This window comes from Pseudomonas sp. T8, from assembly GCF_024610635.1.
Lineage (GTDB): Bacteria > Pseudomonadota > Gammaproteobacteria > Pseudomonadales > Pseudomonadaceae > Aquipseudomonas > Aquipseudomonas chlororaphis_I.
Genome location: NZ_CP102374.1, coordinates 2,157,110 through 2,172,922, shown reverse-complemented (window position 1 = coordinate 2,172,922; position 15,813 = coordinate 2,157,110). Strand labels below are relative to the sequence as shown.

Genomic DNA, 15,813 nt, shown 5'->3' with positions numbered 1-15,813 from the left:
TCCTACAGGGTTTACAGCAGGTAAAAAAATCCCCCGCCCCAGAATCTGAGGCGGGGGATTTTTCGTTTTCGGGATTAGCGCTGGTGCACCAGATTGCCCGCGGCATAGGTCTGCGCCACGGTGCGGTCGTCGCCCAGGGTCATCAGCACGAACAGGGTCTCGGCGATGCTCTTGGACTGCTTCAGGCGATAGCTCAGCAGCGGCGTGGCGTTGTAGTCGAGCACCAGGAAGTCGGCGTCGGTGCCCGGCTGCAAGGTGCCGATCCGCTCTTCCAGGCGCAGTGCGCGGGCGCCGCCGAGGGTGGCCAGGTACAGCGACTTGAACGGGCTCAGCCGTGCGCCCTGCAGCTGCATGACCTTGTAGGCTTCGTTCAGGGTCTGCAGCAGCGAGAAGCTGGTGCCGCCGCCGACGTCGGTACCGAGGCCGACATTCAGTTTGTGTTTCTCGGCCATCGGCAGGTTGAACAGGCCGCTGCCGAGGAACAGGTTCGAGGTCGGGCAGAAGGCCACGGCCGAACCGGTCTGCGCCAGGCGTGCGCATTCGTCGTCGCACAGGTGCACGCCGTGGGCGAACACCGAGCGTTCGCCCAGCAACTGATAGTGGTCGTACACATCCAGATAGCCCTTGCGCTCCGGGAACAGCTCCTTGACCCATTCGACTTCCTGCAGGTTCTCGCTGATGTGGGTCTGCATGTACAGGTCGGGGTATTCACCAAGCAACTGCCCGGCGAGGGTCAGTTGTTCCGGGGTGCTGGTTGGGGCGAAACGCGGCGTCACCGCGTAGTGCAGGCGACCCTTGCCGTGCCAGCGCTCGATCAGCGCCTTGCTTTCCAGGTAGCTGGATTCGGCGGTGTCGGTCAGGTAGTCGGGAGCGTTGCGGTCCATCATCACCTTGCCGGCGATCATCCGCAGATCGAGCTTTTCGGCCGCTGCGAAAAAGGCATTCACCGATTGCGGATGCACGCTGCCGAAGACCAGGGCGGTGGTGGTGCCGTTGCGCAGCAGCTCCTTGATGAAAATCTCCGCCACTTCCTCGGCATGGGCCCGGTCAGCGAACTGGCTTTCGCAAGGGAAGGTGTAGGTGTTGAGCCAGTCCAGCAACTGCTCGCCATAGGCACCGACCATGCCGGTCTGCGGCAGGTGGATATGGGTGTCGATAAAGCCTGGGGTGATCAGCGCATCCTGGTAGTGAGTGATCTCGGTATCGGGGGGCAAACTGGCGAGCAATTCGCTGGCGTGGCCGAGGGCGCTGATCTGGCCGTTGTCGACCACCAGCAGGCCATCCTCGAAGTACTCGTAGGAGGCTTCGATGCCGACCTCGGCGGGGTCGGCGATGCTGTGCAGGATGGCGGCACGGTAGGCTTTGCGAGTCAGAGGCATGAGGCAGTCTCGGTTCGTGGCTTTTTAATGGGAGGCATGGCTGCGGCGCGAGGCCGGCAGCAGCTTGGCAATGGGTTCGGCGCGGACGCTGTGCTGGCCGAAATTGGCGTTATAGGTGGCGATGATTTCGCCGGCGATGGAGATGGCGATTTCCACAGGCAACTTGCCTTTGACTTCGCCCAGCCCCATCGGGCAGCGCATGCGTTGCAGCACGCTGTTGTCGAAGCCGCGCTCGCGCAGGCGGTGTTCGAACTTCACTCGCTTGGTCTTCGAGCCGATCAGGCCGAAGTAGGCGAAGTCGTTGCGCTTGAGGATCGCGGCGGTGAGCTCCAGGTCGAGCTGGTGGTTGTGGGTCATGACGATGCAGTAGCTGCCGGCGGGCAGGTCGTCGATTTCATCGACGGGCTCTTCACTGACGATCTTGCGCACGCCCAGGGGGATCTGCTCGGGGAATTCCTGTTCCCGTGAGTCGATCCAGCGCACCTTGCACGGCAGGCTGGCGAGCAGCGGCACCAGGGCGCGGCCGACATGGCCGGCGCCGAAGACCGCGATCTGCGCCTGGACCTGGCCCATGGGTTCGAACAGCAACACCGTCACGCCGCCGCAGCACTGGCCGAGGCTGGCGCCCAGGCTGAAGCGCTCCAGATGGGTGTCCTGCTTGCCGCTGGCGAGCATCTCGCGGGCGATCTGCATGGCCTTGTATTCCAGGTGGCCACCGCCGATGGTGTCGAAACTCTGGGTGGCGCTGATGACCATTTTCGAGCCGGCATTGCGTGGCGTCGAACCCAGCTCTTCGATGATAGTCACCAGCACGCAGGGTTCACCGCGGGTTTGCAGGTCGGCGAGGGCGCTGATCCAGTTGTACATGTTTCACCTCAACATCGCTGTTGTCTGTTCGGCCATCATCGCGGGCAAGCCTCGCTCCTACGGACAGGTAACGCGCGAACGACGCACAACCTGTAGCAGCGAGGCTTGCCCGCGATGGGCGCACCTCGGTCTAGAGCGGCGCCAGTTCAGACTCGGCCTCGACGGCCTTGGTCACCTTCAACTGGCGCATCTGCTCGCAGCCCCACAACACCCGCTCCGGCGTGGCCGGCGCGTCGATCCTTGGCTGGTGCCGGTAATCGCCAAGGCTGGCCACGGCATCCTTGATCGCGCACCAGACAGCGATGCCGAGCATGAACGGCGGCTCGCCCACGGCCTTGGAATGGAACACCGTGTCTTCCGGGTTCTTGCGGTTTTCCACCAGCTTGACCCGCAGGTCCAGCGGCATGTCGGCCACCGCCGGAATCTTGTAGCTGGCCGGGCCGTTGGTCATCAATTTGCCCTTGGCGTTCCACACCAGCTCTTCCATGGTCAGCCAGCCCATGCCCTGGATAAAGCCGCCTTCCACCTGGCCGATGTCGATGGCCGGGTTCAGCGAGGCGCCGACGTCATGCAGGATGTCGGTGCGCAGCATCTTGTACTCGCCGGTCAGGGTGTCGACTATCACTTCGGCGCAGGCGGCGCCGTAGGCGAAGTAGTAGAACGGCCGGCCACGGGCCTGGGCACGGTCGTAGTAGATTTTCGGAGTCTTGTAGAAGCCGGTGCTGGACAGCGAGACCTGGGCGAAATAGGCCTGCTGGATCAGCTCCTCGAAGCTCAGGATCTGGTCGCGGACCCGCACATGGCCGTTGTGGAATTCCACATCTTCCTCGCTGACCTTGTACTGCCGGGCGGCAAATTCCACCAGGCGTTTCTTGATGGTCTCGGCGGCATTCTGCGCGGCCTTGCCGTTCAGGTCGGCGCCGCTGGAAGCAGCGGTCGGCGAGGTGTTGGGCACCTTGTCGGTGTTGGTCGCGGTGATCTGCACCCGGTCGATTTCCACCTGGAACACCTCGGCCACCACCTGCGCCACCTTAGTGTTCAGGCCCTGGCCCATTTCCGTGCCGCCGTGGTTGAGGTGGATGCTGCCGTCGGTGTAGACGTGCACCAGCGCGCCGGCCTGGTTGAGGAAGCTGGCGGTGAAGGAAATGCCGAATTTCACTGGGGTCAGCGCCAGGCCTTTTTTCAGGATCGGGCTGCCTGCGTTGTAGCGGCGGATCGCTTCGCGGCGCTCGGCGTACTGACTGCTGGCTTCCAGCTCGGCGGTCATTTCTTCGAGCATGTTGTGCTCGACGGTCTGGTAGTAGTGGGTAATGTTGCGTTCGGTCTTGCCGTAATAGTTGGCCTTGCGCACCGCCAGCGGGTCGAGGGCGAGATGGCGGGCGATGGCGTCCATCACTTCCTCGATGGCGACCATGCCTTGCGGGCCGCCGAAACCACGGTAGGCGGTGTTCGACGCGGTGTTGGTCTTGCAGCGATGGCCGTTGATGGTGGCGTCGCCCAGGTAGTACGAGTTGTCGGCGTGGAACATCGCCCGGTCGACGATCGAGGCCGACAGGTCCGGCGAGCAACCGCAGTTGCCGGCCAGCTCCAGCTGGATGCCATGCAGGCGCCCGGTGCTGTCGAAGCCGACGTCGTACTCGATATAGAAGGGGTGGCGCTTGCCGGTCATCAGCATGTCTTCGACCCGCGGCAGGCGCATCTTGGTCGGCTGGCCGGTGAGGTGCGCGATCACCGCGCACAGGCATGCCGGGCTGGCGGCCTGGGTTTCCTTGCCGCCGAAACCACCGCCCATGCGGCGCATGTCGACCACGATCTTGTTCATCGACACGTCCAGCACCTCGGCCACCAGCTTCTGCACTTCGGTGGGGTTCTGGGTCGAGCAGTAGACGATCATGCCGCCGTCTTCGGTGGGCATCACCGAGGAGATCTGGGTCTCCAGGTAGAAGTGTTCCTGGCCGCCGATGTGCAGGGTGCCCTGCAGGCGATGCTCGGCGCTGGCCAGGGCCTTGGCCGAGTCGCCGCGCTGGTGGGTGTGGCTGTCGAGGACGAAGTGGCGTTTGCGCAGGGCTTCGACCACGTCCAGCACCGGCTCCAGGTCCTCGTATTCGATGACTGCGGCCATGGCCGCCTTGCGCGCGGTTTCCAGGTCGCGGGCGGCCACCGCCAGCACCGGCTGGCCGACGAACTGCACATCGTCGATGGCCAGCAGCGGGTCGCCGGGCAGCAGCGGGCCGATGTCTTTCAGCCCCGGAATGTCCTTGTGGGTGATGACGATACGCACGCCGTCGAAGGCGTAGCAGGGCGCGGTGTCGATGCTGAGGATCTTCGCGTGCGCCCGGTCCGAGAGACGCGCATAGACATGCAGCTGGTTGGGGAATTCCAGCCGGTCATCGATGTACACCGCTTCGCCGGACACATGCTTGACGGCGCTGTCGTGCTTGACGCTGCGCCCGACGCCGGTGGTCAGGTCCTGCTGAAACAGGGCGCTCAGTTCGGCTTGAGTCTTCTCGACTTTGTGATGATTAGACATAAGCGGTCACCCGGGTCTCGATGTGCGGTGTTTGCAGTTCGATGAAGTATTTGCGCAGCAGGTTCTGGGCGCTGAGCAGGCGGTATTCCTTGCTGGCGCGGAAGTCCGAAAGCGGGGTGAAGTCCTCGCCCAGGGCGGCGCAGGCACGTTCGACTGTGGTCTCGTTCCAAGCGGCGCCGAGTAGTGCGGCTTCACAGTGCTTGGCGCGTTTCGGGGTGGTGGCCATGCCGCCGAAGGCCACGCGGGCGTCGGCGATCACGCCGTTTTCGATGCGCAGGTTGAAGGCTGCGCAGACCGCGGAAATATCGTCGTCCAGGCGCTTGGACACCTTGTAGGCGCGGAACAGCTGCTGGGCGCTGGCCCGCGGCACGATGATCTTCTCGATGAACTCGCTTTCCTGGCGCGCAGTGACGCGGTAGTCGATGAAATAGTCTTCCAGGGCCAGGGTGCGGCGGGTGTTGCCTTTGCACAGGACGATCTGCGCGCCCAGGGCGATCAGCAAGGGTGGCGAGTCGCCAATGGGCGAGGCGTTGCCGATGTTGCCGCCCAGGGTGCCCTGATTGCGGATCTGCAGCGAGGCGAAGCGTTGCAGCAGCTCGCCGAAGTCCGGGTACTCGGCCTTGAGGGCGTCGTAGCAATCGGAGAGGGCGGTGGCGGCGCCGATTTCCAGGCGGTCGTCGAAGCGTTCGACGCGTTTCATTTCGGCGACGTTGCCGACGTAGATCATCACCGGCAGCGGGCGGTGGAACTGGGTGACTTCCAGCGCCAGGTCGGTGCCGCCGGCCAGCAGCCGGGCTTGCGGGTAGGCGTCATACAGGTCGGCCAGGTCGGATACGGTAAGCGGTACCAGGCAACGTTTGTCGCCACTGTTCAGCTCTCCGGTCTCGCTGGGGGCGATGGCTTTCAGGCGCGCGATGGTCTCGGCTTCGCGGGCGTCGAACTGGTCAGGCTGTTTGCCGCAACAGGCCTGCTCGGCGGCGGCGAGGATCGGGCGGTAGCCGGTGCAGCGGCACAGGTTGCCGGCCAGGGCTTCATGGGCCTTGTGCGAGTCGGGTTGCTCGGAGTTCTTCTGCAGGGCGAACAGCGACATGACGAAGCCCGGCGTACAGAAGCCGCACTGCGAGCCGTGGCACTCGACCATGGCCTTCTGCACGCTGTGCAACTGGCCCTGGTGCTTGAGGTCTTCGACGCTGATCAACTGCTTGCCGTGCAACGACGAGACAAAGGTCAGGCACGAGTTGAGGCTGCGATAACGGATGTGCTCCGCGCCCGTGTCATCGGTGTGCAATTCGCCGACCACCACGGTGCAGGCGCCACAGTCGCCACTGGCGCAGCCTTCTTTGGTGCCGGGCTTGCCCAGGTGCTCGCGCAGATAGTTGAGCACCGTCAGATTCGGGTCCAGGCTGTGCTCGCTACGGAGTTCCTGGTTGAGTAAAAACTGGATCACGGAAGGCCTCGCAGACTCATTATTATTGGTAACCGACGTGGGCCGAATTTAGTCATGTCTGACTTTTCGGTCAATTAATTTCTGACCTAAGGGTCAAGAAATTGCTTTTTGCCGATCAACAAGCGCTTTCAAACAGTATTGACCCTCCCGGGCCGCAGTGCTTTTTGCTTATTCCGTGCCAAATTCAGGCCCTTGGGCACTCCGCCATGAGGTAGCAATTGCGCTACACTGCGCCGCTTGTACCGATCTAAGAGTTTGAAGGAAAACCATGACGTTCAAGGCGCCGGACAGCCTCGCCGAGCAAATCGCTCACCACCTCGCCGAACGCATCATTCGCGGCGAGCTCAAGCCTGGGGAGCGCATTCAGGAACAGAAGGTCACGCTGGCCCTCAACGTCAGCCGCGGCTCGGTCCGCGAGGCCCTGCTGATCCTCGAACGCCGTCACCTGATCGCCATCCTGCCGCGTCGTGGCGCCCATGTGACCGAACTCACCCCGCACAAGGTGCAGAGCCTGTGCACCCTGATGAGCGAACTGTACATCCTGCTGGGCAACTCGGTGGCCAACGGCTGGGAACTGCAAGCCGACATGGCGCCGTTCCTGCAGATCCAGCAACGGCTGATCGCCGCCTACGAGCGCCAGGATATCCGCAGCTTCGTCGAAGACAGCTTCAACGTGATGCGCGCCGCTTATCCGTTCGCCAACAACCCGTACCTGCAGGAAACCGTCGAGAACCTGCAGCCGGCGATGAGCCGTGCCTATTTCCTGGCCCTGGAGCAGCGCAAGGCGGAAATGAGCGAATTCCTCGACCTGTTCGAGCAACTGCTGGCCGCCGTGCTGGCCCGTGACCTGTCGACCATCCGCCTGGTGTTGACGGCCTATGCCCGGCGCAGTTGCGACCTGGTAGTCGCCGCCTTGACGGTTGCCTGAGCGTGCGGCTCAAGTGCATCAAGCTGGCGGGGTTCAAGTCCTTCGTCGACCCGACCACGGTGAACTTCCCCAGTAACATGGCGGCGGTGGTCGGGCCCAATGGGTGCGGCAAGTCGAACATCATCGACGCCGTGCGCTGGGTAATGGGCGAGAGCTCGGCCAAGAACCTGCGCGGCGAGTCGATGACCGACGTCATCTTCAACGGTTCCACCAGCCGCAAGCCGGTGAGCCAGGCCAGCATCGAGCTGGTCTTCGACAACTCCGACGGCACCCTGGTCGGCGAGTACGCGGCCTACGCGGAAATCTCCATCCGCCGCAAGGTCACCCGCGACAGCCAGAACAGCTATTTTCTCAACGGCGCCAAGTGCCGCCGTCGCGACATTACCGATATCTTCCTCGGCACCGGCCTGGGGCCACGCAGCTACTCGATCATCGAGCAGGGCATGATCTCCAAGCTGATCGAAGCCAAGCCGGAAGACCTGCGCAACTTCATCGAAGAAGCGGCGGGGATTTCCAAGTACAAGGAGCGTCGCCGGGAAACCGAAAACCGCATCCGCCGTACCCACGAAAACCTGGCGCGCCTGACCGACCTGCGCGAAGAGCTGGAGCGCCAGCTCGAACGCCTGCACCGCCAGGCCCAGGCGGCCGAGAAGTACCAGGAATACAAAGCCGAGGAGCGTCAGCTCAAGGCCCAGCTGTCGGCGTTGCGCTGGCAGGAGCTTAACGAGCAGGTCGGCCAGCGCGAATCGATCATCGGCAACCAGGAAGTCGGCTTTGAAGCCCTGGTGGCGGAACAACGCAATGCCGACGCCGCCATCGAGCGCCTGCGCGACGGTCACCATGAGCTGTCCGAGCGCTTCAATCTGGTGCAGGGGCGCTTCTATTCGGTCGGCGGCGATATCGCTCGGGTCGAGCAGAGCATCCAGCACGGTCAGCAGCGTCTGCGCCAGTTGCAGGACGACTTGCGCGAGGCCGAGCGTGCACGCCAGGAGACCGAATCCCACCTGGGTCACGACCGCACCTTGCTCGCCACCCTCGGTGAAGAGCTGGAAATGCTCGAGCCCGAGCAGGAAGTCACCAGCGCCGCCGCCGAAGAGGCTGCCGCGGCCCTGGAAGAAGCCGAAGCCACCATGCACGGCTGGCAGGAGCAGTGGGACGCATTCAACCTCAAGTCCGCCGAGCCGCGGCGCCAGGCCGAGGTGCAGCAGTCGCGTATCCAGCAGCTCGAAGGCAGCATGGAGCGTCTGGGCGAGCGCCAGCGGCGTCTGGTGGAGGAGCGCGCGTTGCTCGCCGCCGATCCGGAAGACGCGGCAATCCTCGAACTCAACGAACAACTCGCGGCGAGCGAGGCGACCCTGGAAGATTTGCAGGCCAGCGAAGACGGTCAGGTCGAGCGCCTGGAGCAACTGCGCCAGGAGCTGCATCAGGCGACCCAGGCCCAGCAGCAGGCCCAGGGCGAATTGCAGCGTCTCAATGGGCGCCTGGCCTCGCTGGAGGCTTTGCAGCAGGCAGCGCTCAATCCGGGGACTGGCGCGGCGGAGTGGCTGCGCGAGCAACAGTTGGCCGAGCGTCCCCGTCTGGCCGAAGGCTTGAAGGTCGAGGCCGGTTGGGAGCTGGCGGTGGAAACCGTGCTCGGCGCCGACCTGCAAGCGGTGTTGGTCGACGACTTTGCCGGCTTTGACCTGGCCGGGTTCGAGCAGGGCGATCTGCGCCTGCTCCAGCTGGCGGGCGAGGGCGCGCGGATACCCGGCAGCCTGCTGGACAAGGTCGATGCCCAGGTCGACCTGGCGCCCTGGCTGGGTCAGGTCAAACCGGTGGAAAACCTTGAACAGGCTCTTGCCCTGCGTGGCCAATTGGCGGCCGGCGAGAGCCTGATCAGCCGCGACGGTTTCTGGGTCGGCCGGCATTTCCTGCGGGTGCGCCGCGCCAGCGAAGCGGAAAGCGGCATGCTCGCGCGCAACCAGGAAATCGAGCAGTTGAGCCAAGAGCGCGACGAGCGCGAAGCCAGCGTGGAAGACCTGGAAACCCACTTGCAGAACCTGCGTGCGCAACAGCGCCAGCAGGAGAACGGTCGCGAACACCTGCGCCGCCTGCTGCAGGACGAAGCCCGTCAGCAGGGTGAATTGAAAGCCAAGCTTTCCGCCGGCAAGGCCAAGGCCGAACAGCTGGCCTTGCGCCGTACCCGCCTGGATGAAGAGGTGGCGGAGCTGGGCGAGCAGCGCGCCGTGGAACACGAGCAGGTGGGCGAAGCCCGTCTGCAGCTGCAGGAAGCCCTCGACAGCATGGCCCTGGACACCGAGCAGCGCGAATTGCTGCTGGCCCAGCGCGACAGTTTGCGTGAGCGCCTGGACCGGGTGCGCCAGGAGGCTCGCCAGCACAAGGATCACGCTCACCAACTGGCGGTACGCCTGGGTTCGCTCAAGGCCCAGCACGATTCCACCCGCCAGGCCCTGGAACGCCTGGAGCTGCAATCGGAGCGCCTGACGGAGAAGCGCGAACAGCTCAGCCTGAACCTGGAGGAGGGCGCCGCACCGCTGGAAGAGCTGCGCCTGAAGCTCGAGGAGTTGCTGGAAAAGCGCATGACCGTCGACGTCGAGCTCAAGAGCGCGCAGATCGCCATGGAGGATGCCGACCGCGAATTGCGCGATGCGGAAAAACGCCGGACCCAGGCCGAGCAGCAATCGCAATTGATCCGTGGCCAGCTCGAACAGCAGCGCATGGAATGGCAAGCCCTGAGCGTGCGCCGCAAGACCTTGCAGGACCAGTTGCTGGAAGACGGCTACGACTTGCAGGGCGTGCTCGCCACGCTGACCGAACAGGCCAGCGAGAAAGAGGCCGAGGAAGAGCTCGAGCGGATTGCCGCGCGTATCCAGCGCCTGGGGGCGATCAACCTCGCGGCCATCGATGAGTACCAGCAGCAGTCCGAGCGCAAGCGTTATCTGGACGCCCAGGACGCCGATCTGGTGGAAGCCCTGGAAACCCTGGAAAACGTGATTCGCAAGATCGACAAGGAAACCCGTAATCGTTTCAAGGATACCTTTGATCAGATTAACGGCGGTTTACAGGCACTCTTTCCAAAAGTTTTCGGTGGCGGCAGCGCTTATTTGGAACTGACGGGCGAAGATCTACTCGATACAGGGGTAACGATCATGGCGCGTCCGCCAGGGAAGAAGAACAGCACCATTCATTTGTTGTCCGGTGGTGAGAAAGCATTGACGGCCCTGGCGCTGGTATTTGCCATCTTCAAGTTGAACCCGGCGCCGTTCTGCATGCTCGACGAAGTTGACGCTCCGCTGGATGACGCTAACGTTGGACGCTACGCAAGGCTGGTTAAAGAGATGTCGCAGACGGTGCAGTTCATCTATATCACCCACAACAAGATCGCCATGGAAATGGCCGATCAATTGATGGGCGTGACGATGCACGAGCCCGGCTGTTCACGCCTGGTAGCCGTGGATGTCGAGGAGGCGATGGCGATGGTGGACGCCTGATATCCGGGCGACCAAAGCCGGTATGTAAGTGACAAGTAAGAGTTTTTTACCTGCGCCGAGTACTGGCTGATCGACATATTGAATGAAGCCGTTGCGACAGACGGTGTAAAGTTGTCTTTGGTCGTGCTAGTTTAATGTCAATTTTTCCTATACGTGGGCAAAAGGCCAGTCAGAACATAGAGTTGGCGCCACGTTTTAAAGCGGTTTGCAGTTTGCTAAACCTCTTATTTTTCAGCATTTTTCATAGAGGCACGGGATTACATGGAAATCGGTCTGCGCGAGTGGCTGATCGTCATCGGCATCATTGTCATTGCCGGTATTCTTTTTGATGGCTGGCGCCGTATGCGCGGCGGCAAGGGAAAGTTGAAATTCCGTCTGGATCGTAGCCTGTCCAACCTGCCGGACGACGACAGCAGTGCCGAACTGCTGGGCCCGCCCCGCGTGCTGGATACCCATAAGGAACCGCAACTCGATGAGCACGACCTGCCGTCGATGAGCGCGCCGGCGCGCGAACCGCGCGAGTCTGGTTCCAAGCGTGGCAAGCGTGGCAGCGAGCCACAGCAGGGCGACCTGAACCTCAACCTGGACCTGGACGGCGGCCCGAGCTTCAGCAGCCGTGACGACGACTTCCCGGATGAAACCAAGGCTTCCGGCTACGCCGACAAGGACCAGCCGCAAGCCGAAGAAGTGCTGGTGATCAGCGTGATCTGTCGTGATGCCGGCGGCTTCAAGGGCCCGGCGCTGTTGCAGAACATCCTGGAAAGTGGCCTGCGTTTTGGCGAGATGGATATTTTCCACCGTCACGAAAGCATGGCCGGCAACGGCGAAGTGCTGTTCTCCATGGCTAACGCGGTCAAGCCAGGCGTATTCGACCTGGACGACATCGACCACTTCAGCACCCCGGCCGTGAGCTTCTTCCTCGGCCTGCCAGGCCCGCGTCATCCGAAGCAGGCCTTCGACGTGATGGTGGCCGCGGCGCGCAAGCTGTCCCAGGAACTGAACGGCGAACTGAAGGACGACCAGCGCAGTGTGCTGACCGCCCAGACCATCGAACACTACCGTCAGCGCATCGTCGAATTCGAACGTCGCGCCCTGACCCAGAAGCGCTGAGCGCTTCGCGAGCCAGCTGCTCCGGCATAAACCCTTGGCCTGCCGGAGCAGGCTCGCGACAGGGTCGCAAGACCCTCCAGACAAATATTGAGCAGCCTAGGCTGCTCTTTTGCTTTTTGAGAGAACACCATGACCGCCGCCGAAACCCGCATTCTTGAGCTGCGCGCTGAGCTGGATCAGCACAACTACCGCTACCACGTACTCGACGAGCCGAGCATTCCCGACGCCGAATACGATCGCTTGTTCCACGAACTCAAGGCGCTGGAGGCCGAGCATCCGGAGCTGGTCAGCAGCGATTCGCCGACCCAGCGCGTGGGTAGCGCGGCGCTCTCGGCCTTCACTCAGGTGCGCCATGAAATCCCCATGCTCAGCCTGGGCAACGCCTTCGAAGAAACCGACATGCGTGAGTTCGATCGGCGGGTGACCGAGGGGCTCGACCTGCCGGTGGGCGATCTGTTCGGTGGCGGGGCGGCGGTGGAATACAGCTGCGAGCCGAAGCTCGATGGCCTGGCGGTCAGCCTGCTGTATCTGGACGGTGTGCTGGTGCGCGGCGCGACCCGCGGCGATGGCACCACCGGCGAAGACATCAGCGTCAACGTGCGCACCGTGCGCAACATTCCGCTGAAGCTGCATGGCAGCGGCTGGCCGGCGACCCTGGAGGTGCGCGGCGAGGTCTACATGTCCAAGGCCGGTTTCGAGCGACTGAATGCCGCGCAGCTGGAGGTTGGCGGCAAGACCTTTGCCAACCCGCGGAACGCCGCGGCGGGCAGCTTGCGCCAGCTGGACTCGAAGATCACCGCCAGCCGTCCACTGGAATTCTGCTGCTACGGGATCGGCCAGGTCACTGCTGATATCGCCGACACCCATATTGGCAATCTGGAGCAGCTCAAGCACTGGGGCATGCCTGTCAGTCGCGAGCTGAAGCTGGCCAAGGGCATCGACGAATGCCTGGATTACTACCGCGATATCGGCGAGCGCCGCAATGGCTTGCCTTATGAAATCGACGGCGTGGTGTTCAAGGTCAACAGCATTGCCTCGCAGCGCGAACTGGGCTTCCGGGCCCGTGAGCCTCGCTGGGCCATCGCCCACAAGTTCCCGGCGATGGAAGAGCTGACCGAGCTGCTGGACGTGGAATTCCAGGTCGGCCGTACCGGCGCGGTGACCCCAGTGGCGCGTCTGAAACCGGTCAAGGTGGCGGGTGTCACCGTCTCCAACGCGACTTTGCACAACATGGACGAAGTGGCGCGCCTGGGCCTGATGATCGGCGACACCGTGATCATCCGCCGCGCCGGCGATGTGATTCCGCAAGTGGTGCAGGTGGTCACCGAGCGCCGTCCACAGGATGCGCGCCCGGTGCATATCCCGCAGACCTGCCCGGTATGCGGTTCCCATGTCGAGCGCACGCAACTGATCAAGCGCAGCAAGGGCAAGGAAACCATCAGCGAGGGCGCGGTGTACCGCTGCGTCGGTCGCCTGGCCTGTGGTGCGCAGCTCAAGCAGGCGATCATCCACTTCGTTTCCCGTCGGGCGATGGATATCGAAGGGCTGGGCGACAAGACCATCGAACAGCTGGTGGACGAAAAACTCATCGGCTCACCGGCCGACCTCTACAAGCTCAAGTACGAGCAGATCATCGACCTGGAAGGTTTCGCCGAGGTCTCCAGCAACAAGCTGCTCAAGGCCATCGAAGACAGCAAGAAGCCGGGCCTGGCGCGCTTCATCTATGCCCTGGGCATTCCCGATGTGGGCGAGGAGACGGCCAAGGTCCTGGCGCGCTCCCTGGCCTCCCTGGAGCGCGTGCAGCAGGCCTTGCCGGAAGTGTTGACCTACCTGCCGGATATCGGCCTGGAAGTGGCTCACGAGATTCACAGCTTCTTCGAGGACAGCCATAACCAGCAGGTCATCGGTGCCTTGCTCGATCCGCAGCAGTGCGGGCTGCAGTTGCAGGATCAGGGCGACCTGGGCGCCGAGTTCGCTGCCAGCACCACCCTGGGTGGCATGCTCGACAAGCTGAACATTCCATCGGTGGGGCCGGGTGCGGCGCAGAAGCTGGCGGACAAGTTCGGGACCCTCGAGGGTGTGGTCAAGGCGGACTGGCTGGACATGCGCCAGACCCTGCCGGAGAAGCAGGCCAAGGCCGTGCGCGAGTTCTTCGATATCGCCGAGAACGCCACACGGGCGCTGGCCATCGAGGCGCAGTTGCAAGCCTTCGGCATGCACTGGCAGAGCGAGAAGAAGGTGGTGGAAGGGCTGCCGCTGGCTGGCCAGACCTGGGTGCTCACCGGCTCGCTGGAGCTGATGAGCCGCGACGTGGCCAAGGACAAGCTGGAAAGCCTGGGCGCCAAGGTTGCCGGCTCGGTTTCGGCCAAGACCCATTGTGTGGTGGCCGGTCCTGGCGCCGGCTCGAAGCTGGCCAAGGCCAACGAGTTGGGCCTCAAGGTGCTGGATGAAGAAGCCTTCGTGGCCTTCCTCGGCCAGCACGGTATCTCGGCATAACCCTGTAGCCGCTGCCGCAGGCTGCGATCGACCGCGCAGCGGGCGTTGCTTTGTCGGGCGCCGGAAGGTCCTGCGGACCTTATCGCAGTCTGCGGCAGCGGCTACATGGAATCGCGTTTCCTTGTAGGAGCGAGCTTGCTCGCGAAAAAATCTCCAGGCTTGCACGCGATGCGATATGGAAATCGTTTCGCGAGCAAGCTCGCTCCTACAGAAAAGCGGATCGCCAGCAAGGCGATGGAACAATAGTCCCGTTCCCATGATCTAGTCTTGGCAAGCCCAGGGAGAGATCGCCATGTACCGCTTCTTCGAACAGCTCAGTTCCCGTATCGCCGCGCCCTTTGTCCGTGAGAACAGCCGCAACAGCAAGGTCTGGTTGTGCCGCTGCGGGCAGTCGCTGTTCTTTCGCAACAGTCAGTGCCTGGCCTGTTCGGCGGCCCTGGGTTATCAACCGGAACAGAGTCGCCTGTCGTCGCTGCAGCCAGGGCCGGAGGTCGATACTTGGCTGCTGGACGTCGACCCGCAAGCGGGGCTGTTCCGGCGCTGCGCCAACCTCGATACCCCGGCGGCCTGTAACTGGCTGCTGCCGGCTTATGGCGCCGGCACCTTGTGCATGGCGTGCCGGTTGAACCGGACCATTCCCGATCTTGGCGTGGCGGAAAACCCCGAGCGCTGGCGCAAGGTGGAAATCGCCAAGCGCCGCCTGGTGGCGCAACTGATGAGCCTGGGGTTGCAGCTGATCGCCAAGAGCGAGGATGAAGAGGCTGGCCTGGCTTTCGATTTCCTCGGTGTCGATCGGCAGGGCAAGGCGCCCATGACCGGCCACGCCAACGGTCTGATCACCCTCGACATAAAGGAAGCCGATGACGCCTATCGCGAGCAGGTGCGGGTACAGATGCGCGAACCCTATCGCACCTTGCTCGGGCACTTCCGGCATGAGGTGGGGCATTACTACTGGGACCGCCTGATCGCCAACAGCCATTGGCTGGAACCCTGTCGTGCGCTGTTCGGCGACGAGCGCGCAAGCTACGCCGAAGCCCTGGACCGGCATTATCAACAGGGCGCGCCCAACGATTGGTCGCAGGCCTACGTCAGCGCCTACGCCACCATGCACCCCTGGGAAGACTGGGCGGAAACCTGGGCCCACTACCTGCACATGATGGACGCGGTGGACACCGCGCTGGGCTTCGGCATGAGCGCCCGGGAAATGGACTTCGACTACCAGCCGTTCCCGCTGAACACCCTGTATGACCCACAGCATCCCGGCGGCCTGGCGTTCCTCTCTTTCGTCAACGCCTGGATCGAACTGGCGGGCATGCTCAACGAATTGTCACGCAGCATGGGCCAGCCCGACTTCTATCCCTTCATCCTGCCGCCCGCGGTGATCGCCAAGCTGCACTTCATCCACCTGGTGATCCAGCAAGCTGGCGGCAAGGCCGACGAAGTGCTCGAACAGGCCTGAACCCACCACCTGCCTCTGCAGGAGCGAAGCTTGCTCGCGATGCAGGCGACTCGGTCCGGCAGAAGGCCGCGGCGATGCTATCGCGAGCAAGCTTCGCTCCTACCAA

At 63.2% G+C, this 15,813-nt stretch carries 9 protein-coding genes; 5 read left to right on the top strand and 4 right to left on the bottom strand.

Annotated features, from left to right (window positions below; all coding sequences use genetic code 11):
* Positions 1 to 74: 74 nt before the first annotated feature.
* The 4 genes from guaD to xdhA all read right to left on the bottom strand — a co-directional run bounded on the left by guaD (position 75) and on the right by xdhA (position 6,223).
* Complete coding sequence (gene guaD, locus NRG23_RS09645; RefSeq protein ID WP_257374570.1) at positions 75 to 1,379, bottom strand: guanine deaminase; 1,305 nt, start codon at positions 1,377 to 1,379, stop codon at positions 75 to 77.
* 24 nt (positions 1,380 to 1,403) lie between these two features.
* Positions 1,404 to 2,246 carry a xanthine dehydrogenase accessory protein XdhC gene (gene xdhC / locus NRG23_RS09640; protein WP_053268569.1) on the bottom strand — a complete coding sequence of 281 codons (843 nt, stop codon included), beginning with the start codon at positions 2,244 to 2,246 and terminating at the stop codon, positions 1,404 to 1,406.
* A 130-nt stretch (positions 2,247 to 2,376) separates the two neighbouring features.
* Positions 2,377 to 4,776, bottom strand: a complete 2,400-nt coding sequence (gene xdhB, locus NRG23_RS09635) for a xanthine dehydrogenase molybdopterin binding subunit (RefSeq protein ID WP_124313039.1) — start codon at positions 4,774 to 4,776, stop codon at positions 2,377 to 2,379.
* The gene (xdhA, locus tag NRG23_RS09630; RefSeq protein ID WP_257374569.1) at positions 4,769 to 6,223 is read right to left on the bottom strand and encodes a xanthine dehydrogenase small subunit; all 1,455 of its coding nucleotides are present in this window, start codon (positions 6,221 to 6,223) and stop codon (positions 4,769 to 4,771) included. Before xdhA ends, xdhB begins: the two co-directional genes overlap by 8 nt.
* Before the next feature lie 268 nt (positions 6,224 to 6,491).
* Between xdhA and NRG23_RS09625 the strand changes: the two genes are divergently transcribed.
* From NRG23_RS09625 to NRG23_RS09605, 5 genes are all read left to right on the top strand, one after another.
* A complete protein-coding gene (locus tag NRG23_RS09625; protein ID WP_009047920.1) occupies positions 6,492 to 7,151 on the top strand; it encodes a GntR family transcriptional regulator in 660 nt (219 codons plus the stop codon).
* Between the two features lie 2 nt (positions 7,152 to 7,153).
* Positions 7,154 to 10,642, top strand: a complete 3,489-nt coding sequence (smc, locus tag NRG23_RS09620) for a chromosome segregation protein SMC (RefSeq protein WP_038631191.1) — start codon at positions 7,154 to 7,156, stop codon at positions 10,640 to 10,642.
* Positions 10,643 to 10,903: 261 nt separating this feature from the next.
* Positions 10,904 to 11,752, top strand: coding sequence for a cell division protein ZipA (zipA, locus tag NRG23_RS09615; RefSeq protein ID WP_009047922.1), 849 nt, complete (start codon positions 10,904 to 10,906; stop codon positions 11,750 to 11,752).
* A 129-nt stretch (positions 11,753 to 11,881) separates the two neighbouring features.
* Positions 11,882 to 14,248: an NAD-dependent DNA ligase LigA gene (gene ligA / locus NRG23_RS09610; RefSeq protein WP_257374568.1), complete on the top strand. Its 2,367-nt coding sequence runs from the start codon at positions 11,882 to 11,884 to the stop codon at positions 14,246 to 14,248.
* A gap of 292 nt (positions 14,249 to 14,540) precedes the next feature.
* Positions 14,541 to 15,707 (top strand): putative zinc-binding metallopeptidase, encoded by a 1,167-nt coding sequence (locus NRG23_RS09605; protein ID WP_257374567.1) that lies wholly within the window; start codon positions 14,541 to 14,543, stop codon positions 15,705 to 15,707.
* The last annotated feature ends 106 nt before the right edge of the window (positions 15,708 to 15,813 follow it).